This is a genomic window from Thermodesulfovibrio sp. 3462-1 (assembly GCF_040451425.1).
GTDB classification, from domain to species: domain Bacteria; phylum Nitrospirota; class Thermodesulfovibrionia; order Thermodesulfovibrionales; family Thermodesulfovibrionaceae; genus Thermodesulfovibrio; species Thermodesulfovibrio obliviosus.
This window is the reverse complement of sequence record NZ_CP144374.1, coordinates 822282-847599: the sequence shown is the minus strand read 5'-3', so window position 1 is coordinate 847599 and position 25318 is coordinate 822282. Positions and strand designations below refer to the sequence as shown.

32 protein-coding genes are annotated in these 25318 nt (G+C 34.2%); 21 read left to right on the top strand and 11 right to left on the bottom strand.

Annotated elements, in window-relative coordinates:
* Window position 1 precedes the first annotated feature (1 nt).
* Entirely contained in the window at window positions 2–562 is a 561-nt protein-coding gene (locus tag V4D31_RS04325; RefSeq protein WP_353687014.1) for an NUDIX hydrolase, read from the top strand.
* 35 nt (window positions 563–597) lie between these two features.
* On the opposite strand, the gene V4D31_RS04320 is transcribed toward V4D31_RS04325, so the two are convergent.
* A complete protein-coding gene (locus tag V4D31_RS04320; protein WP_353687013.1) occupies window positions 598–780 on the bottom strand; it encodes a ferredoxin in 183 nt (60 codons plus the stop codon).
* A gap of 89 nt (window positions 781–869) precedes the next feature.
* Here V4D31_RS04320 and V4D31_RS04315 point away from each other — a divergent pair, with 89 nt between their 5' ends.
* The 9 genes from V4D31_RS04315 to V4D31_RS04275 all read left to right on the top strand — a co-directional run bounded on the left by V4D31_RS04315 (window position 870) and on the right by V4D31_RS04275 (window position 5577).
* Window positions 870–2126, top strand: a complete 1257-nt coding sequence (locus V4D31_RS04315; protein WP_353687012.1) for a glutamate-5-semialdehyde dehydrogenase — start codon at window positions 870–872, stop codon at window positions 2124–2126.
* Window positions 2123–2743, top strand: coding sequence for a nicotinate-nucleotide adenylyltransferase (gene nadD / locus V4D31_RS04310; protein ID WP_353687011.1), 621 nt, complete (start codon window positions 2123–2125; stop codon window positions 2741–2743). The genes V4D31_RS04315 and nadD overlap by 4 nt, the downstream gene beginning before the upstream one ends.
* A 46-nt stretch (window positions 2744–2789) precedes the next feature.
* A complete protein-coding gene (locus V4D31_RS04305) occupies window positions 2790–3614 on the top strand; it encodes a helix-turn-helix domain-containing protein (protein ID WP_353687010.1) in 825 nt (274 codons plus the stop codon).
* Between the two features lie 94 nt (window positions 3615–3708).
* Window positions 3709–4071, top strand: a complete 363-nt coding sequence (gene rpsF, locus V4D31_RS04300) for a 30S ribosomal protein S6 (RefSeq protein ID WP_353687009.1) — start codon at window positions 3709–3711, stop codon at window positions 4069–4071.
* Window position 4072: 1 nt separating this feature from the next.
* The gene (gene ssb, locus V4D31_RS04295) at window positions 4073–4459 is read left to right on the top strand and encodes a single-stranded DNA-binding protein (RefSeq protein WP_353687008.1); all 387 of its coding nucleotides are present in this window, start codon (window positions 4073–4075) and stop codon (window positions 4457–4459) included.
* Between the two features lie 11 nt (window positions 4460–4470).
* Window positions 4471–4704: a 30S ribosomal protein S18 gene (rpsR, locus tag V4D31_RS04290; RefSeq protein ID WP_353687007.1), complete on the top strand. Its 234-nt coding sequence runs from the start codon at window positions 4471–4473 to the stop codon at window positions 4702–4704.
* Window positions 4705–4706: 2 nt separating this feature from the next.
* Window positions 4707–4988, top strand: a complete 282-nt coding sequence (locus V4D31_RS04285) for a DUF507 family protein (protein WP_353687006.1) — start codon at window positions 4707–4709, stop codon at window positions 4986–4988.
* Complete coding sequence (locus V4D31_RS04280) at window positions 4985–5263, top strand: DUF507 family protein (RefSeq protein WP_353687005.1); 279 nt, start codon at window positions 4985–4987, stop codon at window positions 5261–5263. Before V4D31_RS04285 ends, V4D31_RS04280 begins: the two co-directional genes overlap by 4 nt.
* Window positions 5263–5577 carry an HNH endonuclease gene (locus tag V4D31_RS04275; RefSeq protein WP_353687004.1) on the top strand — a complete coding sequence of 105 codons (315 nt, stop codon included), beginning with the start codon at window positions 5263–5265 and terminating at the stop codon, window positions 5575–5577. Before V4D31_RS04280 ends, V4D31_RS04275 begins: the two co-directional genes overlap by 1 nt.
* Here the strand turns inward: V4D31_RS04275 and V4D31_RS04270 are convergent.
* Both V4D31_RS04270 and V4D31_RS04265 read right to left on the bottom strand, forming a co-directional pair.
* On the bottom strand, window positions 5574–6452 hold the full coding sequence (locus V4D31_RS04270) for a cation diffusion facilitator family transporter (RefSeq protein WP_353687003.1): 879 nt from the start codon (window positions 6450–6452) through the stop codon (window positions 5574–5576). The genes V4D31_RS04275 and V4D31_RS04270 overlap by 4 nt on opposite strands.
* Window positions 6436–7122, bottom strand: a complete 687-nt coding sequence (locus V4D31_RS04265; RefSeq protein WP_353687002.1) for an N-acetylmuramoyl-L-alanine amidase-like domain-containing protein — start codon at window positions 7120–7122, stop codon at window positions 6436–6438. Before V4D31_RS04265 ends, V4D31_RS04270 begins: the two co-directional genes overlap by 17 nt.
* A gap of 15 nt (window positions 7123–7137) precedes the next feature.
* Between V4D31_RS04265 and V4D31_RS04260 the strand changes: the two genes are divergently transcribed.
* Window positions 7138–7965, top strand: a complete 828-nt coding sequence (locus V4D31_RS04260; protein WP_353687001.1) for an amidohydrolase family protein — start codon at window positions 7138–7140, stop codon at window positions 7963–7965.
* Here the strand turns inward: V4D31_RS04260 and dksA are convergent.
* A complete protein-coding gene (gene dksA / locus V4D31_RS04255) occupies window positions 7952–8323 on the bottom strand; it encodes an RNA polymerase-binding protein DksA (RefSeq protein ID WP_353687000.1) in 372 nt (123 codons plus the stop codon). The two genes, V4D31_RS04260 and dksA, sit on opposite strands and share 14 nt — an antisense overlap.
* 71 nt (window positions 8324–8394) lie before the next feature.
* Window positions 8395–9210 (bottom strand): ZIP family metal transporter, encoded by an 816-nt coding sequence (locus tag V4D31_RS04250; RefSeq protein ID WP_353686999.1) that lies wholly within the window; start codon window positions 9208–9210, stop codon window positions 8395–8397.
* A 21-nt stretch (window positions 9211–9231) separates the two neighbouring features.
* On the opposite strand from V4D31_RS04250, the gene V4D31_RS04245 reads away from it, so the two are divergent.
* Complete coding sequence (locus V4D31_RS04245; RefSeq protein ID WP_353686998.1) at window positions 9232–10146, top strand: DUF523 and DUF1722 domain-containing protein; 915 nt, start codon at window positions 9232–9234, stop codon at window positions 10144–10146.
* On the top strand, window positions 10139–10396 hold the full coding sequence (locus V4D31_RS04240) for a hypothetical protein (RefSeq protein ID WP_353686997.1): 258 nt from the start codon (window positions 10139–10141) through the stop codon (window positions 10394–10396). The genes V4D31_RS04245 and V4D31_RS04240 overlap by 8 nt, the downstream gene beginning before the upstream one ends.
* Before the next feature lie 62 nt (window positions 10397–10458).
* Here V4D31_RS04240 and V4D31_RS04235 read toward each other — a convergent pair whose 3' ends face one another.
* Together V4D31_RS04235 and V4D31_RS04230 are read right to left on the bottom strand one after the other, a co-directional pair.
* Window positions 10459–11391: an ABC transporter ATP-binding protein gene (locus tag V4D31_RS04235; protein ID WP_353686996.1), complete on the bottom strand. Its 933-nt coding sequence runs from the start codon at window positions 11389–11391 to the stop codon at window positions 10459–10461.
* Entirely contained in the window at window positions 11392–11631 is a 240-nt protein-coding gene (locus V4D31_RS04230) for a DUF3553 domain-containing protein (protein WP_353686995.1), read from the bottom strand. It lies immediately after the preceding gene.
* Between the two features lie 52 nt (window positions 11632–11683).
* Between V4D31_RS04230 and waaF the strand changes: the two genes are divergently transcribed.
* From waaF to V4D31_RS04200, 6 genes are all read left to right on the top strand, one after another.
* Window positions 11684–13120, top strand: coding sequence for a lipopolysaccharide heptosyltransferase II (waaF, locus tag V4D31_RS04225; protein WP_353686994.1), 1437 nt, complete (start codon window positions 11684–11686; stop codon window positions 13118–13120).
* On the top strand, window positions 13113–14111 hold the full coding sequence (gene waaC / locus V4D31_RS04220) for a lipopolysaccharide heptosyltransferase I (protein WP_353686993.1): 999 nt from the start codon (window positions 13113–13115) through the stop codon (window positions 14109–14111). The genes waaF and waaC overlap by 8 nt, the downstream gene beginning before the upstream one ends.
* A gap of 19 nt (window positions 14112–14130) precedes the next feature.
* Entirely contained in the window at window positions 14131–14784 is a 654-nt protein-coding gene (locus V4D31_RS04215; RefSeq protein ID WP_353687082.1) for a phosphoribosylanthranilate isomerase, read from the top strand.
* Window positions 14777–16567 carry a DUF255 domain-containing protein gene (locus V4D31_RS04210; RefSeq protein ID WP_353686992.1) on the top strand — a complete coding sequence of 597 codons (1791 nt, stop codon included), beginning with the start codon at window positions 14777–14779 and terminating at the stop codon, window positions 16565–16567. The genes V4D31_RS04215 and V4D31_RS04210 overlap by 8 nt, the downstream gene beginning before the upstream one ends.
* A 41-nt stretch (window positions 16568–16608) precedes the next feature.
* A complete protein-coding gene (locus tag V4D31_RS04205; RefSeq protein WP_353686991.1) occupies window positions 16609–16857 on the top strand; it encodes a thioredoxin family protein in 249 nt (82 codons plus the stop codon).
* A gap of 63 nt (window positions 16858–16920) precedes the next feature.
* Window positions 16921–17835 carry a sulfite exporter TauE/SafE family protein gene (locus tag V4D31_RS04200; RefSeq protein WP_353686990.1) on the top strand — a complete coding sequence of 305 codons (915 nt, stop codon included), beginning with the start codon at window positions 16921–16923 and terminating at the stop codon, window positions 17833–17835.
* On the opposite strand, the gene V4D31_RS04195 is transcribed toward V4D31_RS04200, so the two are convergent.
* The 4 genes from V4D31_RS04195 to V4D31_RS04180 are packed head-to-tail and all read right to left on the bottom strand — an operon-like array spanning window position 17832 to window position 22492.
* Window positions 17832–18407 carry a ComF family protein gene (locus V4D31_RS04195; protein ID WP_353686989.1) on the bottom strand — a complete coding sequence of 192 codons (576 nt, stop codon included), beginning with the start codon at window positions 18405–18407 and terminating at the stop codon, window positions 17832–17834. The two genes, V4D31_RS04200 and V4D31_RS04195, sit on opposite strands and share 4 nt — an antisense overlap.
* A gap of 49 nt (window positions 18408–18456) precedes the next feature.
* A complete protein-coding gene (locus tag V4D31_RS04190) occupies window positions 18457–19734 on the bottom strand; it encodes an adenylosuccinate synthase (protein ID WP_353686988.1) in 1278 nt (425 codons plus the stop codon).
* Window positions 19735–19751: 17 nt separating this feature from the next.
* The gene (gene serA / locus V4D31_RS04185; RefSeq protein WP_353686987.1) at window positions 19752–21341 is read right to left on the bottom strand and encodes a phosphoglycerate dehydrogenase; all 1590 of its coding nucleotides are present in this window, start codon (window positions 21339–21341) and stop codon (window positions 19752–19754) included.
* Window positions 21338–22492 (bottom strand): alanine--glyoxylate aminotransferase family protein, encoded by a 1155-nt coding sequence (locus V4D31_RS04180; RefSeq protein WP_353686986.1) that lies wholly within the window; start codon window positions 22490–22492, stop codon window positions 21338–21340. The genes serA and V4D31_RS04180 overlap by 4 nt, the downstream gene beginning before the upstream one ends.
* Window positions 22493–22626: 134 nt before the next feature.
* On the opposite strand from V4D31_RS04180, the gene V4D31_RS04175 reads away from it, so the two are divergent.
* On the top strand, window positions 22627–23544 hold the full coding sequence (locus V4D31_RS04175; RefSeq protein WP_353686985.1) for an ROK family protein: 918 nt from the start codon (window positions 22627–22629) through the stop codon (window positions 23542–23544).
* On the top strand, window positions 23532–25313 hold the full coding sequence (gene lepA / locus V4D31_RS04170; RefSeq protein ID WP_353686984.1) for a translation elongation factor 4: 1782 nt from the start codon (window positions 23532–23534) through the stop codon (window positions 25311–25313). The genes V4D31_RS04175 and lepA overlap by 13 nt, the downstream gene beginning before the upstream one ends.
* Window positions 25314–25318 lie beyond the last annotated feature (5 nt).

The following is a 25318-nucleotide window of genomic DNA, read 5'->3' as shown; positions in this document are numbered from 1 at the left end:
CATGAAAATTGTTAAAAAAGAAATAGCATGGCAGGGAAAATATCTCAGAGTTGTTTTGCTTTCCTATGAGGACAATCATGGAAGAATAAGAAAGTGGGAAGCTGTTGAAAGAGTAAACTGCAAAGGAATTGTTGTTGTTATACCAGTAACAGAAAACAATGAAATTATCTTTATCAGGCAGTTCAGACCTGTGCTTGGTGGCTTTGTTGTGGAGTTTCCAGCAGGATTAAATGATAGAAAAGAGTCACTGATAGAAGTGGCAAAGAGAGAATTGATTGAGGAGACAGGTCTGTTTTCAGATGAAATTGTCTTTCTTGCAGAAGGACCTGTTTCTTCAGGACTTTCTACAGAGATTCTAACAGTGTTTATTGCAAAAAATGTAAAAGAAGCTCCTGAAAAACTTAAAAAAAGTTATCCTCCTGATGAAAGTGAAAATATTGAAGTCTTAAAAATTCCCCTTGATGAAGCATTAGAAAAACTCAAAGAATTAAGAGAGCAGGGAAACTATTTAGATTTAAAAATTTTTGGTTTTTTAGAGCTTGCAAAAAAATTTATAAATTAATTGAGGGTAGAGGCTTATCCTCCACCCTCAAAAAACTACTCCAATTTGATTGCCTGAGCAGGACAGAGATCAGCTGCTTGCTGACAGTCACAGGTGTTACATTTGTCAGGACCAATAACCCAGGCTTTGTCATCTCTCAATTCAAAAACTTCTGGACATATCTCCACACAGGAGCCGCATCCTACACAAAGATCGTAATCAACTACTGGTGTTGGCATAATACCCTCCTCCTTTTTAAAATTATATTTTTATAAAATATACCAAAAAAAGTTAAAATATGCAATTAAATTTTTTCGGAGGTGAAAAGATGGAGCTTAAACAATTGGTTTTAAGCAAAGCAAAGGAAGCTAAAGAGGCTTCAATACTTATTGGAAAAGCCTCAACAGAAAGGAAAAACAAAATTCTTAATAGGATGGCTGAGTATCTTAAGCATGGAAAGGATGAACTGATTAAGGCAAACGGAGTTGACGTGCAAAGAGCTCAAGAAAAAGGACTTTCAAAAGCTTTAATTGACAGGCTTACTTTAACAGAAAAAAGAATTGACGAGATGATAAAAGGACTCGAAGAAGTCGTAAGCTTACCAGACCCGGTTGGCGAAATAACAAAAATGTGGCTCAGACCAAATGGAATGCTTGTTGGTAGAATGAGGGTTCCCATAGGAGTAATTGGAGTAATTTATGAAGCAAGACCAAATGTTACAGTAGATGTAACGGGATTATGTCTTAAGGCAGGCAATGCAGTTGTTTTAAGAGGAGGTTCTGAAGCTATAAACTCAAACACAGCATTGGTAAAAATTTTAAAACAAGCTTTAAAAGATGAAGGAATGCATGATGGTGTAGTAAGCTTTATTGATATTCCTCAAAGAGAAGCTGTTCTTGAGATGATAAAACTTGAGGGCTTAATAGATTTAATAATTCCTCGTGGTGGAGAGTCCCTCATAAGAACTGTTACTGAAAATTCAAGGATTCCTGTACTTAAACATTACAAAGGTGTATGTCATGTATTTGTTGATAGAGATGCTGACCTTGAAATGGCTCAGGAGATTTGTTTTAATGCTAAAGTACAGAGACCTGCAACCTGTAATGCAATGGAAACAATGTTAGTAGATGAAGCTGTAGCAGAAGTATTTTTGCCAGCAATGTTAAAAAGATTTGAACAGGCTGGAGTTCAGCTTAAAGGATGTTCAAGGACAAAGAAAATATATCCAAATGTAATGGATGTTACTGAAGAAGACTTTTATAAAGAATACCTTGATTTAATTCTAAATGTGAGGGTTGTAAAGGATATTGACGAGGCTATTGAGCACATAACAAAATACGGTTCAGCCCATTCTGATGCAATTGTTACGAGAGATTATAATAAGGCAATGAAGTTTTTAAGAGAGGTTGACTCATCTGCTGTTTTTGTTAATGCTTCGACAAGACTTAATGATGGATATCAATTTGGTCTCGGTGCTGAAATAGGAATTTCAACGGACAAAATTCATGCTCGTGGTCCAATGGGACTTGAAGAGCTTACATGCACCAAATTCATAGTTTTCGGATCAGGACAGTTAAGGCAATGAAGATAGGATTTTTTGGTGGAACCTTTAATCCCATTCATTATGGGCATTTAAGAGTCGCAGAAGAGGTAAGGGAAGCTTTTTTGCTGGACAAAATTATATTTATTCCAGCAGGAATTCCGCCATTAAAAAAATACGATATTGTGGAAGCTATGCACAGATTGAAAATGACTGAATTGGCAGTAAAGGACAATCCCTTTTTTGAAGTTTCTGATTTTGAAGCTAAACAGAAAAAACCTTCTTATACCATAAATACTCTTACACATTTAAAAAGACTTTACCAAAAGGATACTCTTTTTTTTATAATGGGTATTGATGCATTTCTTGAATTAAAATCCTGGTACAGGTATGAAGAACTATTAAGAATGGTTGATTTTATAATAATGTCAAGACCTGGTTTTGATAATTTACAGAATTATGAATTTATTGAAGATGAAGAGGCCGAAAACTGTTTTAAAATAAAAAATTCAGATAAAAGAGCTTTTTTTATTTCAGTTTCACCATTCTGGATATCATCAACTCAAATAAGAAAGATGATTCAGAATGAAAAAAGTATTCGTTACCTTGTACCAGAAGAAGTGCGGAAGTATATTGAAGACAACAAACTTTACAGGGAGTAGATTTATGGAGCCAATGCAATTTCAGAGAGTATACAAAAGCCCAGTAATGCAAGAGCTTTTGGAAAGCATAAAAAAACTTTCTTTTGATAATACTGTATTTTTTATATATGGAGAAAAGGGGACTGAAAAAGACTACATAGCTAAAATAATACTTGCAAACATAACTCAGGCAGAAATTGTAAAAATTCCTGAGGATATAAATAAAAAAACTTCTTTTAAGCATGAAAATATAGTTTATCTTATTAAAAATCCTGAAAATATTGATGCATCCTTTGTTTTTAATCCTGAAAGAAGTTTTAAATGCATCATTTTTTTATCTGACTGGGACTATGTGGAGCTTTATAAAAATGGTTTAATAACCTTTGAATTATACGAAAATTTATTAAATTCCAAAAAGTTTTATATACCCCCTCTGAGAGAAAGAAAACAGGATATAATTCCTCTTGCTAACTTTTTTCTGAAGGAAATTTCAGAATGTCTAAATCTTCCTAAAAAAGAATTATCAAAAGATGCTCAGGAGGCAATATTAGAGCATTCATGGACGGAAAATGCTTATCAACTCAAGCACTGTCTGGCTAAAGCCTGTATTTTAGCGAGACATCAAAGACTTACATCAAAAGATTTGTTCGGTGAATACAATGATCAGCTGTCAATAAAAAATTTTCTTGAATTAAAAATCGGCAATCTCTTAAAAGATTTTGCAAAGATTGAAAATTCAAATCTTTATGAAACTGTTATGCAGGAAGTGGAAAAGGCACTCTTTATTCTTGCCATTAATGAAACAGGAGGCAATCAGGTAAAAGCTGCAAAGATTCTTGGAATAAATAGAAATACCTTGAATAAAAAATTGAAACATTATAATTTGATTTAAAATTAACAAATATGTTATAAAATATGTTGAAACTTTTGTTACTCCATGCCCTTACCTTAAGGAGAAGGGCTTAAAATCCATATGGAGGTATTGTATGAATAATTTTTATGAAAAAGTGGTTCTTCTTCTGCCAACACTTTCTGAAGAAGAAGTGCAGGAAGTAGTTAACAAGATTTCTTCTATTATTACTGAGAATGGTGGAGAAATTTTAAAGATTGACAACTGGGGCAAAAGAAAACTTGCCTATAAACTTAACAAACAAACAATGGGATACTATGTTTTGTTTCTTTTTAAAGCTCCATCTTCAGCAATAAAAAAAATGGAAGAATTTTACAGAGTTTATGACCCGGTTTTCAAATTTATGATAGTTAAACTCACAAAACAACAGATTGCTGCACTGCCACCTGAAATAAAAGGTATACCAGTAGAACCATCTGAAGTTACTGCCAAGGTTTAGGATGTTTAATAGAATAATACTCATAGGAAATCTTACCAGAGACCCTGAAATAAGATATACGCCTTCGGGAGTCGCAGTGGCTACAGTTCCAATAGCTGTTAATTCAAGATATAAACAGGGTGAAGAGCTTAAAGAAGAAACTCTTTTTATTGATGCTATAGTTTTTGGTAAACAGGCTGAAACCTGTAGTCAGTATCTGAACAAAGGAAGAACTGTACTGGTTGAAGGACGATTAAGAGAAAGAAGATGGGAGTATGAAGGACAGAAAAGGAGCAAATTTGAAGTTATCGCAAACAATATAAGATTTTTTCCAAAAAGAGAACCTGTGGAGCAACATGAATTAACAGAGACTCCACCAGAAGAATACACAGATTTAGAACCATTTTAAAGGAGGTTAATGTGCAACAGGCAACACAAAGAAGATTTTTCAAGAAAAAATACTGCCGATTCTGTGCAGAAAAAATTGATTTTATTGATTACAAAAATGTTAAAATGTTGAGAGGTTTTATGACTGAAAGAGGTAAAATCCTCTCAAGAAAAATGACAGGAACATGCTCAAAGCATCAAAGACAGTTAACAAGAGCAATTAAGAGAGCGAGATCAATTGCACTATTGCCATATATAGAGATTTAAAAATGAGGATACCTAAGAGCTGGGTACCATACATAGCAAACAAGATAATAGAAAATCTCTTAAAGAAAGATATGATTGAAATAACTGTTCCAAAGGAACAGCTTCTTGAGGAAGCTGAAAAGCTTATTTTAGACGAATTGATGGTGGAGGACAGACTCAATGAAGAAGTGAGAGAGCTTCTTAAGAAATATGAAGCTGAAATTGAAAGAGATAAACTTGACTACAGAAAGCTTTTTGAGATGACTAAACAAAAACTTGTAAAGCAGAGAAATTTAGTTCTATGATGCTTTCAGAGGAAAAAATAACTCATACTTCCCATGTTTTATTCAATGGCTTGATTAATAAAGGATTAATCAAGCTTAAGGTTGAAGAACAGGAAGTAAGAAGAGAAATTAAAAGAAGTTTTATTCAAGCTTTAAAAATTGGTGAAACAATTGATGAAATTGTAAGAAGGAAACTTCAATCGTTCTCAAAGAAAATCATTGAAGGAAGTCCTGAATGGAATGTTCTTTATAATAAATTCTTTGAAGAAGAAGAAAAAAAGAGATTCAGCCGTTAATGGATAGATTTATACCTTCTGTGACCCTTGAAGAAATTAAAAAAGAAAAAGAGAAAGCGAAACTTCTTAAAAAGAGTTCCTGGTGGCGCAAAAAAATTTCCAAAAGAAGATGTTATTACTGCGGGAAAGAAGTATCAGAAAAAGAGCTTACAATGGATCATGTGGTGCCTCTTATTAGAGGAGGTAAATCAGTAAAAAGCAATATAGTTCCTGCCTGCAAAGAATGCAATAATAAAAAGAAGTATATGCTTCCCTTAGAATGGGAGCAATATTTACAATCTCTGAATTCTTTTGATTCTGAAAAAGTTCTTTAATTTTTCTCAAATGGCTCTATATGAACTACAACATCAACAACATCGGGAAATTCTTTTTTAATTAATTCTTCAACTCTTTCTGCTATATCATGTCCTTCTGAGATAGAGATTGAAGGATTTACTAAAATCTTTAAATCAACAAATATCTGACCTGGTGTGCCCCGTGTTCTTACATCCCTGCAAGCTTCAACATCTCTACATCTTTCAACAATACTGATAATCTTTTCACCATCAAGAGCTGTTCTGTCAGCAAGAATATTGGCAGATTCTTTTATTATCAGAATTGCCTCTCTTGCAACAAAAACTCCAACAACTAAACCAGCTAATGGATCAACAAAATTAGACTCTGTTAATGTGGTAATGACCACGCTTACTATTACTCCAATGGTTATATAAATATCAACCTTTGTATGGGCTGAATCAGCTATTAAAAATTCGCTCTTAAGCTCCTTTCCTTTTTTCCTTTCATAAACTGACACAAAAATGTTAACTATGAGAGTGCCGATGAGAATGATAAAAGCTTTTTCATCTGTCAGAGGCTTTTTTGATTCAATAATTGATTCATAAGCGTTTCTCACTATTTCTAATGCTGTAATACACATCAAAACACCTATAAAAATTGCAAAAACTGTTTCAAACTTTCTATGTCCATAGGGATGCTCTCTGTCAGGTGGATGACTTGCTATGTAAAGAGCAATTAATCCACCGATGTTTGAAATTCCATCGAAAAGAGAATGAAATCCGTCTGAATAAATAGCTACAGAGTTTGATAAATACCCATAAATTATTTTTGCTAAAGAAACAGATAGATTAAGAAAAAGTGTTATAAGAAGAACTTTTCTTATCTGTTTTTTTCTATCATGAAGATGTAGCATTTTCCTCAGGTCTAAAAATTATTATACCTTCTTTTTGTTTTGCATATTTTAAAAAGTCTTCATCAATTACGCAACCTTTATGGCTTGAAGCATGCCTGAGCTTCACATTGCCTTCGTCTATAATAATTATTCCTGTATGGGTAACATCAAGGCAGTCTCTTGATGTATAAAAACCGCAGTAATCGCCTGTTTTCAGTTTAAATAAAATTTTTTCTATTATATCTGCTGCAATGTAATTAACAATTCTTTGTTTTGGCTCTAATCCATCAATAAAACTAAGCTCTTTCACAACTGTTACAAACTTTTCAGTAATTTCTGCAGTAACATCTTTTACTGTTTTTAACTCATTCCAGTCAGTAAAATAATGTTTTCTTTTTTTAAAATCCACAGCTCCATCAAAATATCTAACATGTTTCAAATTCTCAATGAAAGAGTTTAAATCATTAGAAAGCCTCAATGCCTCAACATACTCAATAAAAGTCATACAGTCGACTCCTTCAAAATCAATTACAAGTTGTTCCTCTTCAGTGAGACTACCGATTAGTGAATTTTTTTTATAGGGAATACCAAGAAAATATCGGGATATTTCAGTAATTCTTCGTTCAGTGGGAAGTTCTTTAATATTATTCAGTAAGCTATTTATATAAATTTTACCTGTTTTAAAACGCATATGTTATGATAAAAAATGTCTTTGATTGATGTCCACTTTCACGGAACAAACAAGATAGATGTAAGAGATATTAACAGTCCAGAACAGGTTCTTTTAATTGCTCAGGAATATTGTTCAATGAGAGTTGACAAATTCTTACTTACTCTTTATCCTGCTGAGATTAACACCATGAGAAAAACTCTTTTAAACATAAAAAAAGCAATGGAATATCAAAGGCAGGAGGCAAAATTAATTGGTGTGTATCTTGAAGGTCCTTTTTTAAATCCAGAGAAAGCAGGAGCATTGGAGAGATATTATTTTTTGAAGCCTGATGTTGAGGTTTTAAATCGCTTAATTGAAGGATTTGAAGATATTGTTAAAGTAATCACGGTAGCACCAGAGCTTCCTGGTGCAATTAGAATAATAGAAAAATGCGCTCAAATGGGAATTATCGTAAGCATGGGACATTCCAATGCTACATATAAAGAAGCTGAGGAAGGTTTTAAAGCAGGTTCTCGGCTTATAACTCATCTTTTTAATGCTATGCGTGGAATTCATCATAGAGAACCTGGAATAGCAGGATTTGGAGTTATTAATCAGGAAATTTATGTTGAGTTGATTGGAGATGGCAGACATTTAAGTGATAAACTTTTAAAATGGCTCTTTCATATTAAAAATCCTGAAAGAATTATTTTGATTTCTGATATGGTAAAACAGAACGAAGAAAGCAAGAAACTTCAAGGTGGTTCAATGAGTCTCAAGGATGTGGTGGAAAGGCTTAAAAATTTAAATATTGATGAAAATAAGCTAAAACTGGCTGGAGAAACAAATCCTGAAAGATTGCTTAAAATTAACTCTCTTTAAGCTTTTCAACTTCTTCCTGCTCTGTTTTGCATTCAATGCATAAATCAGTGACAGGTCTTGCCTCAAGCCTTTCAATAGGAATTTCTGCGCCACAGGACTCACATATTCCATAAGTACCATTTTCAATTTTTTCAAGCGTTTTTTCAATCTTTTTAAGTAGCTTCCTTTCCCTATCTCTGAGTCTCAAAAGAAAGCTTCTGTCAATCTCCTGAGATGCCATATCTCCTATTTCAGATAAGTTGCTTTCAGAGGGAAGATTTGAAAGCATTACTCCAGCCTCAATAAGAATCTGTCTCTTCTGTTCAAGAAGTTTCTTTTTTATCTCCAGAATTCTTTCCTGTCTCGTCTTTTGTTTCATAACTTTAATTTTTACATTAGCAAAAATCAACATAAACAGTCAAATTTTTACTGTCTCCCATATGCAATGACTTATTTAAATGCCACATCAAGAATCATCATTAATGTAAATCCAATAATTAATCCTGCAGTAGCAACATCAGAGTTGCCATTTCTCTGAGACTCTGGAATTAATTCTTCCACTGTAACAAAAATCATTGCACCTGCAGCAAAACCCAGTGCATATGGTAAAAGATTATGCATGATCTCAAGCATTAAAACACCTATAAGTGCAAAAACTGGCTCAACCAGTCCTGAAAGCTGTCCAATAAAAAAACTCTTTTTCCTTGATAAACCTTCACTTCTCAATGGCATAGAGATTGCGAATCCCTCTGGAATATTTTGAATTCCTATTCCAAATGCGAGCATTAACGAGGATAAAATACTCACAGCTTGAGGATCAGCTCCGTGAGCACCAAAAGAAACTCCAATTGCAAGCCCTTCTGGAATATTATGAAGTGTAACAGCAAGAACCAGAAGAGTGGTTCTTCTAAAGGAAGTTTTTATTCCCTCTGCTTCATTTATGGGCGCTTGAAGATGAAGATGAGGCAGAATAACATCAATCAATCTAAGAAATAAAGCACCGATCAGAAAACCAGTAGCTGGAGGTATCCATGAAGGTATATTTAGATTCTGAGACATCTCAATAGCTGGCTCAAGCAAAGACCAGAAGCTTGCAGCTATCATCACGCCTGCGGCAAAACCAAGAGCAACATCAAGAAGTTTCTTGTTAACATTTCTCACAAATAAAACAAGGGATGCTCCCACAGCAGTCAATCCCCATGTAAAAACTCCAGCAATTAGAGCCTGAACAGCAGGAGATATGGACTGCATGTAAGTTTCTATCATTTTTCAATTATAATATAAATCATGACAAAGCCAAAAATAGTGCTCAGCAGATGTTTTTTAAAACCTGTGAGGTATAATGGTGGAATGGTCTTTGATGAATTTGTTGAAAAACTTAAGCCTTACATTGAATATATAGATTTTTGTCCTGAATCTGACATAGGGTTAGGAGTTCCAAGGAAAAGATTAATAATTGTTGACAATGGATCATCAAAAAGATTAATTCAACCTGAGACTGGAAAAGACTTCACTGACAAAATGCTTGAATATGTTGATAAAACCATCTCTTCAATAACTAACATTGACGGATTTATTCTTAAAGCAAAGTCCCCTTCCTGCGGAGTGGGTTCAACAAAGCTTTACAGAAATGGTTCTGTAGCTGGAAAAACTGATGGTTTCTTTGCTGAAGCAATAAGAAAACACTTTCCATACCTGCCCGTTGAAGATGAAGGAAGGTTAAGAGATGAAGGAATCAGAACAAATTTTCTTACAAGAATATTCGCCTTTTCTGAGATTAGAAATCTTTTTAAAAATCCAGAACCCAAAAAATTGATACAGTTTCATTCTCAATATAAATATCTCCTTATGACCTATAGTCAAAAATCTCTGAAAGAACTCGGTCAATTAGTAGCTGATGCAAGCATTCCCTTTGAGGAAAAAATTAACAGATACAGAATACAATTTTACAAAGCTTTTTTAAAAAAACCCTCAAAAAAAAGACATGTAAATACACTCATGCATTTAATGGGTTATGTTTCAAAAAAAATAACTTCCAGAGAAAGGAATCATCTAATTAATTTAATCAATAAATATAATGAGGGAAAAATACCTTTAAAAGTCATACTTGAGCTAATTAAGAGCCTGTCTTACAGGTTTGACAATGAATACATACTTGTTCAAAAATATCTGGAACCCTATCCTGAAGATTTAGATGTATAAGAGAGCTATTTACTGGTTCAAAAGAGACCCTCTAAAAAACAGAATTATAAAGCCTGGTAAGGGACATGAAAAAATCGTGTTGATACTGAAAGGAAAAGTTAGAGCAACCGGTATATGGAATGGAATTCTTACTGAAGGACAGGCTATTCATATTGTAGAGGAAGAAAGCCTTTACTTTGAAAATCTCTCCAGTGAAGAGACAATCTATATAATTGCAGGTGGACATTCAGAGAAAGAGCATCACCATTAAAAAGATGAACACTTATGAAAACAGTTTTACTCATAAGTGCAACGAGTTTTATTAAGATCCTGCTAATATAGTAAACATCTGATTTTTCTGCCTCGGATAGTTTTAAGTTCGGGAATATTATTTTCACAGATAGACATTTTGTAGTCGCATCTATTGAAGAATCTGCAACCCTTTAAATTCCATGAGAGTTTCTCTTCAGTTGATATTCTTGGTGTTTTTTTTCTATTTCTTCTATGAAAACCTGGAATACTATTTATAAGAACCTGTGTATAAGGATGAAGTGGATTTTTAAATATTTCTCCTGTCTGCCCCTCTTCAACGATTCTTCCAAGATGCATTACTGCTACATAGTGACTTATGGTTCTCACAATGTTTAAATCATGAGTAATGAATAAAATTCCCATTTTCCTGCTTTCTTTTATTCTTGTCAATAACTGTAAAAGAGAAGCCTGCAGAGAAATATCAAGAGCAGAAAGTGGTTCATCAGCTATCAAAATTTCTGGATTCAGTATTAATGCCCTTGCAATGGCTACTCTCTGTCTTTGACCACCACTTAGTTGATGGGGATATCTGTCAAGTATTGTTTCATCAAGTCCCATTTCTTTGATAATTTCAATAATTTTTAATTTTGCCTCCTCTGCAGAAAATTGACCATGTATTTTTAATGGTTCTTCCACAATACTCTGAATTTTCATTCGTGGATTCAAAGATGCATACGGGTCCTGAAATACTATACTTACTGATTTTCTGAAAATCACTGAATCATCCTTTTTCATCTGCCATATATTGTGTCCTTTGAAAAGGATATGTCCACTATCTGGTTTTATCAACTTAATTAAAAGTCTTGCCACTGTAGATTTTCCAGAACCACTCTCCCCAACAAGAGCAAAAATTTCATCTCTATTAATTTCAATGTTTAGGTTTTCCACTGCTGGAATTTTTAAGGTTTCAATTTTGAAAGTTTTATTTAAGTCAATTGTTTTTAAAAATCCCAATTATGTCTCCCAGATACTAAACTCTTCAATTAATCTAATTCCAGTATAATAGCAGCACATTTCATGGTCAAAATTGTTAATAAAGCATCTTTCAATACCATCTTCAAAGATAATTCTGACAAGGCATAGTCCACCGGGCAGATGTGAGTTTTTTTCTTCAATGACCTCTCCTATACCCCAGCAAGCATAATTTAGATGCCTTACTTTATCGCCTATTTTTAAATAAGTTCGTGCACGCATTTTTTAATTATACCATTTGCAATACAGGTGCAAATAGCTTTAAAATACATGCATGGACAATGTTTTAATCCGTGCTGTTAACTGGCTCGGTGATGCTGTAATGAGTCTGCCTGCTATAAGAGGAATTCGGAAGCTTCATTCAGATTCAAATATCTCAATTCTCGTAAAGGAAAAACTTGCTGACTTATTTAAATGGGAAAGTTCCATTAATGAGGTAATTATTTATAAAACCAGAATTACAGATAAAATAAAGATAATCAAGGAATTAAGAAAAAAGAAATTCAAGAGAGCCTATCTTCTTCAGAATGCCTTTGACGCTGCTTTAATAAGCTTTCTTTCAGGAATTCCTGAAAGAGTTGGATGGAACAGAGACATGAGAGGACTGCTTCTTACCCATCCTGTTCCGTATCATGGAGAGGACAGAAAAATCCACCACATTGATTATTTTTTTGAGATTCCTAAAAGATTTAATCCTTCTCTTTCTCCTGATTATCCATGGATAAATCCTCCAATTGAAGAAAGATTAAAAGCAAGAGAGAAATTAAAAGGACTTAAAAGACCTGTTCTTGCAGTTGCTCCCGGTGCAAAATATGGAGATACTAAAAAATGGGAAACTCACAAATTTATTGAAATAGTTGAAAGATTTACTGAAAAGGGCTCTGTTGTTATTTTTGGAAACTCTGCGGAGGGCTTAAAAATTGAAAATTCCAGTGTTTATGACTTTACAGGGAAAACCTCTCTAAGTGAATTAATATGTCTTCTTTCAGAATGTGATCTCTTGCTTTGCAATGACTCTGGGATAATGCATCTTGGTTATGCAACAGGAGTTCCTCTTGTTGCCATATTTGGCTCTACCTCGCCAGAGCTAACAGGACCACCAAAATTTGCAGGAAAAGTTATAAGAAGTAATATGAGCTGTAGTCCTTGTTTTAAAAACAGATGCGATGACATAAAATGCATGAAATCCATTGATGTTGAAGAAGTATGGAATGTTCTTTTAGAACTTTTTCCCTCTAATCGTGCAGTATTTTTTGATAGAGATGGAACACTATGTAAAGATGCAAATTACTTAAGAAGATGGGAAAATTTTGAGCTTTTTCCCGAGATTGAAAGCCTCAGAGAATTGAAGGATGCTGGATTTCTTCTCATTGGAGTTACAAATCAGTCTGGCATCAGAAGGGGTATTGTTGAAGAGGAGTTTGTAAAAGAAGTTAATAAATTTTTTATTGAAAAATACGGATTTGATGATTTTCTTTACTGCCCACATCATCCTGAGGACGGATGTTTTTGCAGAAAACCAAATCCTGGAATGCCTTTAATAGCCCGTTACAAGTACAATATTGATTTTAAAAACTCCTATGTTGTGGGAGACAAACAGATAGATATTGAGCTTGCCAGATCAATTGGTGCAAGAGGTATTCTTATTGGAAAAGATGCTAAGAATTTGAAAGAAGCAGTGGAGATTATAAAAAGGGATATGAATGCTTGAAAGAGTAAAAAAACTTCTTCTTGTTAAACCAAGTTCTCTTGGAGATATTGTTCACAGTTTAGCTTTTTTAAATGCAGTAAAAGAAAACTTTCCAGATATTAAAATTCACTGGATTGTCTCAAAGGAATTTGAAGAGCTTTTAACTGAACATCCCTTGATTGACAAAGTTATTACAGTGGATAAAAACAGATGGAAGGACATAAAAAACATTGCTCTGACTGTCAAGGAGTTTCAAAGTTTGAGAGAAAAGTTGAAAAATGAAAAATATGATATTACAGTGGATCTTCAGGGGCTTTTTAGAAGTGGATTTATTACATGGTTGAGTGCTTCTCCAGTAAGAGCAGGATTTAAGGAAGCAAGGGAGTTTAGCTCCTGTTTTTACAACAAAAAAATCTCTGTTTCAGTAGACACACATGCTGTTTTGCGTTATCTTGAGGTTGCAAAAGCATTTGGGTGCAAAATCAATTCCGTAAAGTTCCCTCTTCCTCAGGAAAAAGAACCAGACTGGCTCAGTGAATTTAATGATTTTGTTGTAATAATTCCATCAACGAGATGGCAGTCAAAAAACTGGCCCCTACCCTATTTCATTGAGATTATAAAGATGTTACCTTACAATTTTTTAATTATTGGTTCAAAGTCTGATGAGGCAGAGGCTTTCAAAATTGAACAATATACAAAAGGTAAGGCAAGGTCAGTAGCAGGTAAAACAACTCTCAAAGAATTAATTGCCGCATTTAAAAAATCTCTCTTTGTTATAACCCCTGATACTGGAACCATGCATCTTGCAGTTGCCTGTGGTAAAAAAGTAGTTGCCCTATTCGGCCCCACATCTCCTCAAAGAACAGGACCATTTGGACAAGGTCATTTGATAGTAAAGTCAGAGCTGCCATGCAGCCCATGCTTTAGAAGACATTGCAGGGATCAAAAATGTATGAGAGAAATCACACCTCAGGTGGTATATAATAGAGTAGTTGAATGGATGGCAACATGAAGTATCAAAAAGGTATGAGATGGTTAGAGTTAAAATTTGTGGAATAACAAATCTTGAAGATGCTTTGTGGGCAGCAGAATGTGGAGCTGATGCCATAGGTTTTATTTTCTATAAAAAAAGTCCACGATATATAGAACCTCAGAAAGCAAAAGAGATAATAAAGTCTCTTCCTCCTTTTGTAAACTTTGTTGGTGTTTTTGTAAACGAAGATTTTGAAAAAATTAAAGAAATCATGGCCTTTACCGGAATTGATACAGTTCAGCTTCATGGAGATGAGCCTCCTCAAGTTTGCAATAATTTCCAGAGGGTTATTAAGGCATTTAGAATTAATGAAACTGGAAATCTACCAGATGGTAAATCTTTAAAAGAAGTATTGAATGATTACAATGTATCAGCCTTTCTTCTTGACAGTTTCAGTAAAGATGAATATGGTGGAACAGGAAAAACATTTAATTGGGAATGTGTCAAAGTAGCGAAACAGTTTGGCAGGGTTATACTTTCAGGTGGATTGAATATATTCAATGTGGAAGAGGCAATAAAAAAAACATCTCCCTACGGAGTTGATGTAAGCAGTGGGGTGGAGCTTTACAAAGGCAAAAAAGACCCTGAGCTTGTAAAAAAATTTATTGAAAAAGCAAAATCTAAAAAAATTAAAGGAGAAAAAGATGATTGAATGGTTACCTTATGAAGAAAATTCATTTAAAAAGGCAGAAATTGAAGACAAACCAATTTTTCTTCACATTACTGCAAAATGGTGTAATTACTGTAAAAAAATGAAAGAAGAATGCCTTGATGATTATGAAATCGCAGAAATTATAAATAAAAACTTTATTCCTGTTCATATTGACAGAGATGAAAGACCTGATCTGGATCTATTTTATCAAAAGGCTTCATACATTATTGGACAGGGAAGTGGCTGGCCTCTTAATCTTTTTTTAACTCCCGAGGGTAAGCCTTTTTCTGGTGTGAACTATAGCATTAATGAAGGAAAAAATCATTTTAAAACAATGATAGAAAAAGTTATTGATCTTTATAAAATGAACAAAGAAAAAATTTTGCAGCGTTCTCAAACAATTGTTGATGCAGTTAAGCCAACAATGGTTATGCCTTCTGAAATTAGGCAGGAACTTCTTCAAAATCCTGAGGAAGAGATAGTAAAAGAAATTGATTTTGAATTTGGCGGGTTTAAAAAGACTCCTAAATTCCCGATTTATGCTCATATTGATTTGCTTTTGTGGAGATACTGGATAAGACCAAAACCATGGATTAAATCTGCAATTGAAACAACCCTAAAAAGCATGGTTTCTGGAGGAATTTATGACCACCTTGAGGGAGGATTTCATAGATATGCCACTGACAGAGCATGGTTAATGCCACATTTTGAAAAACTCGCCATAGATAATGCATGGCACATAATAAATTATCTTGATGCATACAATATCTTAAAGGATCCCTTTTACATGGACATAGCTATTGAAATAGTTAATTACCTGAAAAACAATCTCTTTTCTCCGGAAGGCTATTTTTATTCAAGCCAATTTGCCGATCCTTTTTACTACACATGGCAGGAGCAAGAACTCAGAGAAATTTCTGACATGACAATTACACTTGTAGAGGGAAAGGCAATGATTGGTGAGAGATTTGTTCTCATTGGCAGAGATAGGGAATTGATTAAACAGTTAAAGGAGAGTTTCATTTTAAAAAGAAAACATAGGCAGTCTCCAGAAACAGATAAATCAATTTATTGTTTTGTAAATGGAGTTTGTGCCGAGGCATTTATTAAAGCATGGAGAATTATTAAAGATAAAAACCTGCTTAATATGGCTCTATCAGCCATTGATAATACTCTAAGAGCTTTATTTGATGAAAACACTCTTTACAGAACCAAAAAGATACATGCTTTGCTTGATGACTACGCCTATATAACTTCAGCGCTAATTTCAGCATATGAGGTAACTTCAAAAGATGAGTATTTAAATAAGGCAACTATCATAACAGAAATGGCAATAAATAAGCTCTGGGATGAAGAATATGGTGGATTCTATGACTCTGAAGAGTCAATTTTTTCCATCAGACATAAGAGTATTCATGACACGCCCTACCCTTCAGCAAATTCAATAATGATAATTAATCTTCTGAAATTGCATGCAATTAAGAGAAATGAAAAATATTTTGATCTTGCAAACATGTCTTTAAAAGCCTTTTCAAATTTAGCTTCCCCATATCTTTCGCCTTACTATATTAAAGCATTGCTCAGTTATTTTGACTTGCTAACATTGAATTTTTATACTACTGTAGAGTCTAATATTGGAAAAGCAACAATTCATCAGATAACACCTTTTACAGTTATTGCTCATAGACAAAAGGACGGCAACTACATAATCCCCTCAGTTGGCTCAAAGTATTTTGATCAAATCTATGAGCCAGAAGAGTTAGCAAAATTTTTGAAATTGTGAAAAATATATTATAAATAAAAAAATTCTTATAGGATGGGATTATGGATATTAAAATTCTTGGTCCTGGTTGTGCTAACTGCTATAAGGTTGAAGAAACAGTGAAAAAAGTTGTATCCCAACTTGGTATTCAGGCAGAAATGAGTCATATCAAGGATATGAAGGAGATTTTTAAATATACACAAGTCATGCCTGGCTTACTTGTTAATGGAAAACTTAAACATGCAGGATTTCCACTTCCATCAGAAGATAAAATAAGAAATATCTTGATTGAAGAGCTCAGTTCAAAATAATTTTATACGAAAATAAAAAAAATTTAATTTGTTTTGTGTGAGGAAATCGAATAAAATTGAGATATGTTAGATTTCCTCACATATACATTTCCCATATCTGGAGTTACAACCAATGTTCTTATTCCGCCGCTCGTTGCTTTTATTGTCTCTTTTTTTACATCAATGGGAGGAGTATCAGGTGCTTTTCTTCTTCTGCCTTTTCAAGTAAGTGTTCTTCAATATAGTTCTCCAGGGGTAAGTGGAACAAACTTTATTTTTAATGTTGTTGCCATTCCTTCTGGGGTTTATAGATATCATAAAGAAAAGAGAATTCCATGGCCTCTTGCATGGGTTGTTATGATAGGAACTGTTCCTGGAATTATAATTGGTTATTACATAAGAATAAAAATCCTTCCAGACCCTAAGTCTTTTAAATTTTTCGTAGGTCTTGTATTATTTTATATTGGTGTAAGACTTTTTCTTGATGCCTTTAAAAAGAAAAAAGCAGAAACACAGAAAAAGTTTGACCAGAAGCTTACCAAAGAAGCTACTGTTAAAACAATCTCTTTCAGTTTAAAAAGAACTGAATACGAATTTTGGGGTGAGAGATTTTCATTCAGCACAATCTGGGTATTTATTGTCGCCTTTGTTATTGGAGTAATAGGTGGAGCCTATGGAATCGGTGGTGGAGCAATCATGTCACCTTTTTTGGTAACATTTTTTAAGCTTCCTGTTCACAGTATAGCAGGAGCATGTCTTATGGGTACTGCCACAGCTTCTGTTTTTGGGGTTCTTTATTATGCAATTCTTCCTTCACCTGCGGGACTTCAGACAAGTCCTGACTGGTTACTTGGTTTACTTTTTGGTATTGGTGGTGCTTTTGGTATATATCTTGGAGCAAGAATGCAAAAACATGTTCCTCAGAAATATATAAAGCTTATTTTAAGCATCTTGATAGTTTATATTGCCTTAAGATACATTATTCAGTTTTTCTATTAAGCTCGTGCCAGGGTTATAGCGTGAACTTCTTTCGCTCCTGCTTTTTTAAGCTCCTTTGAACATTCCATTAAAGTAGCTCCAGTTGTAACCACATCATCAATAAGTCCTATTTTTAAGCCTTTAACCAAGGTTATTACCTGATAAGCCATTTTTACATTGTTCAATCTATCTTTAGCATCAAGAGAGGCTTGGTCAAGGGTATTTTTGATTTTAACAAGAATTGATAGGGATAAAGGGATTTTCCATGCCTTCGCACATTCCTTTGCAAGGATTGCTGATTGATTGAACTGTCTTTGTCGGAGTTTGTTTATATGCAAAGGCACAGGAATTAAAATTTCAACATCTGGTGCTGTAATTGAGCTAAGAAGTCTGCCAAGTTGTTTGCCAATTCTTTTTATTCCTCCATATTTAAAACAATGTATAGCCTCTTTGAGAACTCCTTCATATGCTCCAAAAGAATTTAAAGAATCAACATATTTCCAGAAATCGCTGTGAAACTTTCCTGTTGTGATTTTGTGTAAACTGAAACCCTCAATTTTCCTCCAGCAACACTCACAAAAGGGCGAATACATCCAGTATGATTTTTTATTGCAAATTGGGCAGTGCTCGAAAAAAACTAAATCATAAAGGAGACTCCTTAACGATAATCTCATCTCTTTTTTGTCCTGTAGAAATAATCTGAATTTTAATCTTTAATGAATCCTCTATGAGTTGGAGATATTTTTTAGCATTATCAGGTAAGTTTTCATAATTTTTGATACCTCTTGTGCTTTCTTTCCAGCCTGGAAGTTCTTCATACACAGGAGTGCAATTTTCAAGAATTTCAAGCTCTTTCGGAAACTCCTCCAAAATCCTGCTGCCGTATTTATATCCAACGCATATTTTCAATTTATCAATTCCATCAAGAATATCAAGCTTTGTTATTACTAAACCTGTAAATCCGTTTACTCTTACAGAATGCCGTAATCCCACAAGGTCAAGCCATCCGCATCTGCGAGGTCTTCCAGTAGTTGCTCCATATTCTCCACCCTTTTGCCTGATGTATTCACCAAGTTCATCTTTTATCTCTGTAGGAAAAGGTCCACCACCTACCCTGGTAGTATAAGCCTTTACAACTCCTATAATGCTGTTAATTTTTATGGGACTTACTCCAGCTCCTGTGCAGGCACCTCCAGCTACTGTATTTGAAGAAGTAACATAGGGATATGTTCCATGGTCAATGTCAAGAAGACTGCCCTGAGCACCTTCAAATAGGACATTTTTACCACTGTCAATTGCTTCATTTATAAGGATATCTGTGTCAGCAATATATTTTTTCAGTTTATCTCCATAATTCATATATTGATTGAATATATCTTCTGCATTCAATGACTCAGCATTGTATAAATTTTTAAGTAAAAAATTTATAACTTCAAGATTTGCCTGAATTTTGTTTTTGAGGATTTCAGGATAAAGCAAATCAATCATTCTAACACCGTTTCGAGCAATCTTATCAGTATAACAAGGCCCTATGCCTTTTTTTGTTGTTCCAATTTTTTTCTTTTTTTCAGATTGCTCTTCTATGGCAATGTGGTAGGGCATTATGAGATGACAGTGCTTTGCAATGTATAGATTGTTGTCAATTTCTATTCCTTTATTTTTAAGAGTTTCTATTTCTTTTAATAAACCTCCCGGGTCCAAAACCACTCCATTTCCTATAATGCATTTCTTATTTTTATGAAGAATACCAGATGGAATCAAATGAAGTATATACTTTTCATCTCCTACAACAACTGTATGTCCTGCATTACATCCTCCCTGAAATCTCACAACATAATCGCACTTTTCTGTTAAAAAATCAACTATTTTACCTTTTCCTTCATCTCCCCATTGTGCTCCTATGATAACAACTGTTGGCATTTTCTTTCTCCTGTTATTTAATGAGTAGAAATATAAACTGGTTTTACTTCCAGAATATTTGGAAGTTTCTTTATTCTATCAATTATTTCCTCTGTCAATGGAGCATCAATACTTATAACAGAAAAAGCTATGCCTCCTGCTTCCTTCCTTCCAAAATGCATGTGCCCAATATTGATATTGTTCTGTCCAAGCAGAGTTCCGATATTGCCAATAACACCGGGACGGTCCCAGTTTCTCATAAATATCATGTTGCCTTCGGGAATGATCTCCATGGAAATATCATTAATTTGAACAATTCTTGGGTCTTTTCTACTTAAAAGTGTTCCAGCAATAACTGCTTTGTCATCTTTTCCAATTAGAATTATTCGGACAAGACTCTGATAATCACCTGCTTCTTTTCCTTTTATTTCTTTAACTTCTATACCTCTTTCTTTTGCAATAAATGAAGCATTAACATAGTTTACAGGCTCTCCAAGTATGGGATCTAAAATTCCTTTTAGTGCTGCAGCAGTCAATGCCTGCGTGTTAAGATCAGAAATTTCACCAAGATATTCAATCTGAACCTGTTTGATGCTTTTAGTAAAAATCTGAGAAACAAAACTTCCCATTCTTTCAAGCAATACAAGATAGGGTCTGATAAGTGGGACCTGATCAAAGGGAATTGATGGGAAATTAACAGCATTACGGATAGTTCCATTAATTAAATAATCTACTACCTGTTCTGCTATTGCAACTGCAACATTTTCCTGAGCTTCTACTGTAGATGCCCCAAGATGAGGAGTACAGATTACTCGGTCATCTGCTATTAGAGGATAGCCTTCTTCAGGAGGTTCTTTTTCAAAAACATCCAAAGCAGCGCCGGCAACTTTTCCTGACTGAATTGCCTCATAAAGGTCCTTTTCATTTACTATACCGCCACGAGCACAGTTAATTATATAAACTCCATTTTTCATTTTCGCAATCGTATCTTTATTTATTAAATACTTGGTTTCAGCAGTCAAAGGAGTATGAATTGTAATAAAGTCTGATTCAGTAAAGAGTCTATCAAGGTCAGTCTTTATAATTCCAAGTTCTTCAGCTTTTTCATCACTTAAAAAAGGATCGTAGGCTAAAACATTCATACCCATACATTGCATTCTTTTTGCAACTTCTGAACCAATTCTACCAAGTCCGATTATTCCAAGAGTTTTATTGTAAAGTTCAACTCCCATGAATTTTTTCTTTTCCCATTTTCCTTCTTTCATTGAAGCTGTTGCTTGAGGAATTCTTCTTGCTAAAGAAAAAAGCATTGCAATTGTGTGTTCTGCAGTAGTTATAGTATTTCCTCCAGGAGTGTTCATTACAACAATTCCCTTCTTTGTTGCAGCAACTTTATCCACATTGTCTACACCTGTTCCTGCTCTACCTATAACTTTAAGCTTATCTGCAGCTTCAATGATTTCAGCAGTCACCTTTGTAGCGCTTCTTATAATCAAAGCATCATACTCTCCAATTATTGCTTTAAGTTCTTCTGATTTCAATCCTGTTTTTACATCAACTTGAAGTCCTGCTTTTTTTAAAATTTCGACTCCTTTTGGAGAAATGCTGTCACTGACAAGAACTTTCACTTAATCTCCTCCTTTGAAAAAATTTCTTCTGCCTTTGCAACACCTTTACCAAAAGTAACAGGGTATCCAAGCTCTTTAAGTGTCATTTCAAGTGCTGAAATTCCAACAATTACATCAAATTTATCAGCATATCCAAGATGGGCAATTCTGAATATCTTACCTTTAAGTTTATCCTGTCCACCAGCTGCTGTAACACCATGTTTTTCTCTTAAAGTTTTGTAAATCATCTGTCCATCAATTCCTTCAGGTGCTTCAATTGCTGTAACAGCATTGCTTGGTGTGCCTTTTGGAAACAAATTGAGTCCTATTTCTTTTGCTGCTTCTCTTGTAGCATGAGACAGTAGAGAGTGCCTTCGGAATATGTTTTCAAGTCCTTCTTTTTGCATGAGTTTCAAAGCTTCATTAAGCCCGACAATAAGAGATACAGCTGAAGTAAAGTTTGTTTGATTTTTTGCAAGGTTTTCTCTTTCTTTTTTAAGATTAAAATAAAATCTTGGCATTTTTGATTTTTCATTTCTTTTCCAAGCCTTTTCACTTACACTTATAAATGCAAGCCCTGGTGGAAGCATAAATCCTTTCTGAGAACCACTTACCATTACATCAATTCCCCATTCATCAGTTTTTATGTCATGGGCAACAAGTGCGGAAATGGCGTCAACAATAAATAATGTGTCATCATAATTTTTTACTATCTTTCCAACTGCCTCAACATCATGATACACACCTGTGGAAGTCTCACTTGCCTGAATAAAAATGCCTTTAATATCTGGATGTTTCTTTAATTCTTCATCAACTCTATTAACATCAACTGAATATCCCCATTCAACTGCAATTTCATGAACAGTTAAACCATAAGCCTGAGCAATTTTTACCCATCTTTCACCAAATTTACCACCATTTATTACAAGAACTTTTTCACCGGGTGAAAAAAAGTTGTTTACTGCAGCAACCATTCCACCTGTGCCAGTAGAGCAAAGTATTAAAACATCATTTTTAGTCTGATAAATCCATTGAAGGCCCTTTTTGGCTGAATCCAGAATTGGTAAAAAATCAGGACTGCGATGATGAATTATGGGCATTGCCATACTAAGAAGTACTTCCGGCGGGACTGGAGTTGGTCCTGGTGCAAGCAGATATTTTTTCAAAAGCATCTCTTCCTCCTTTTATCTACATAATTTAGATAATAAAATATATTACCATAACTTGAGCTTTTTGAAATACCTTTTCTGAAACTTGAAATCAGGATAGCTAACAATATTCTATATTTATGATATAATATTTTTTTATGCATTACATTGGAATTGACATAGGTGGCACAAATATCAAGATTGGAATAATCTCAAAAGACTGGAAAATTAGAAAAATATGTAAATTCCCAACTGGTAGTAATCCAATGGAAATAATCATTGATGAACTGGACAGTATTTTGAAGGAATTTAATGTGCTTGGAATAGGAGCTGGTGTTGCTGGGCTGGTGGATACTGAAGGCAATGTAATTGAGACAGCCAACATCCCATTTTTCAATAATTATCCGTTGGGTAAAGAATTAAAAAACAGATATAATGTGGAAGTAAAAATAGATAATGATGCAAATGTAGCAACAGTTGCAGAAGCTTTTTTTGGAGAAGGCAGAGGTGTTCAAAATTTTATTCTTCTTACACTTGGAACAGGCATTGGTAGTGGTTTATGGTTTAATGGAAAAATTGCTCAGTTTCCAATGGAAGTTGGACATATGAGCATAAATTATAAAGGAAAATCCTGTAGTTGTGGTTCTTTAGGATGTGTGGAACTGTATGCTTCAGCGAGAGCAATAAAAGACAGTTTAACAGAAAAAATCGAAAATGGTGAAGAAAGTTATATAAAAGAGCTCTATGAAGGAAATTTTTACAAAGCAACTTCTTTAGACATATACAGAGTAGCAATGGAAGGTGATCCTGTTTGTAGAGCTGTTCTTAAAGAAGCAGGTAAAGCCCTTGGCGCTGCAATAGCAAATTTAATAAATCTTTTCAGACCAGAAAAAATCATTTTAACTGGAGGACTTTCTCAGGCAGTAAATATTTATATTGAGACAGCTATTCAGGAAGCTAAAAAAAGAGCAATGAAAACCCTTGCCTCAGCTGTGCAAATCACTACATCAAGCCTTGTAGACAAGGGTGGTGTTTTAGGCGCAGTGGCAGTATTAAGAGAATTATGCAGAGAATAAGAAATTTTGCAATAATTGCCCATATAGATCACGGAAAATCTACCCTTGCTGACAGACTCCTTGAGTTTACAGGTGCTGTTAATCTTGGAGGGAAAATGGGACAAATTCTTGATTCAATGGATCTTGAAAGAGAAAGAGGTATTACTATTAAGGCTCATGCAGTAAGGCTTAACTGGAAAGCTCAGGATGGTGAAACTTATATTTTGAATCTTATTGATACTCCAGGACATGTAGATTTTTCCTATGAAGTATCCCGTTCATTAGCCTGTTGTGAAGGAAGTCTTCTTGTTGTTGATGCTACACAGGGGGTAGAGGCTCAAACAGTTGCAAATGCTTATCTCGCAATAGATCACAATCATGAAATAATTCCAGTTATAAATAAGATCGATCTTCCTCAGGCAGATCCAGAAAGAGTAAAAAAACAGATAGAAGACATTCTTGGGATAGACAGTTCAGAAGCAATTCTTGCTTCTGCAAAAGAAGGTATTGGAACTAAAGAAATTCTTGAAGCAATTGTAAAAAGAATACCTCCGCCAAAGGGTGATCCTAAAGCGCCTCTCAGAGCAATGATATTTGATTCATGGTTTGACAATTACTTAGGTGTTATTATTCTTGTTAGAGTTTTTGATGGAAAAATTAAACCTGGGATGAAAATAAAACTAATGGCAACTTCAAAGGAATACGAGGTTCAAAGACTTGGGATACTTACTCCTTTCCCAAAAGACATTGAAGTGCTTTCAGCAGGTGAAGTTGGATTTATTATTGCTGGAATTAAAAATATTTCTGATACAAAAATAGGAGATACGGTGACTCTTGCAGAGACTCCTGCCAGTGAGCCTCTACCAGGTTTCAGAGAAGTTAAACCAATGGTATTTTGTGGACTTTATCCAGTACAGACAAATCAATATGAAGAATTAAAATCTGCACTTGAAAAACTAAGACTTAATGACTCCTCATTTTTCTTTGAGCCAGAGACCTCAGCAGCTCTTGGATTTGGTTTTAGATGCGGTTTTTTAGGCTTGCTTCATATGGAAATTATAAAAGAGCGACTTGAAAGAGAGTTTAATCTTTCGCTGATAAGCACAGCTCCAACAGTAAGATATAAAATTGTTGATAAAAAAGGTGAATATCTCATTGACAATCCAAGCAAAATACCCAAAATTTATGAAAGAATTGAAGAGCCTTTTATGAAGGTTTCAATAATTGTTCCTGAAGAGTTTGTAGGAGAAATTCTAAAGTTGTGTCAGGAAAGAAGAGGAATTCAGAAAGAGTTTTCATACATCACAAAAGAAAGAGTTCTTCTTGTTTATGAAATGCCATTAAATGAAATCCTGTGGGACTTTTATGATAAACTCAAGTCCCTTTCAAAAGGATATGCATCAATGGATTATGAATTCATCGGATACAGACCAGGCGAACTTGTAAAACTTGACATACTCATTAATGGAGAGCCAGTAGATGCTTTATCTGTCATTGTTCATAAAGACAAAGCCTACTGGAAAGGCAGATCAATAGCTCAAAAATTAAGAACAGTAATACCAAGACAGCTTTTTGAAGTTATAATTCAGGCTGCTATTGGAGGCAAAGTTATAGCAAGGGAAAGTATTGCTCCACTTAAAAAAAATGTTTTAGCAAAATGTTATGGAGGTGATGTAACAAGAAAAAAGAAGTTACTTGAAAAGCAAAAGGAAGGGAAAAAAAGAATGAAACAAATTGGAAGAGTTGAAATACCACAGGAAGCATTTCTATCAGTTTTAAAAGTTGAATAGGAGGA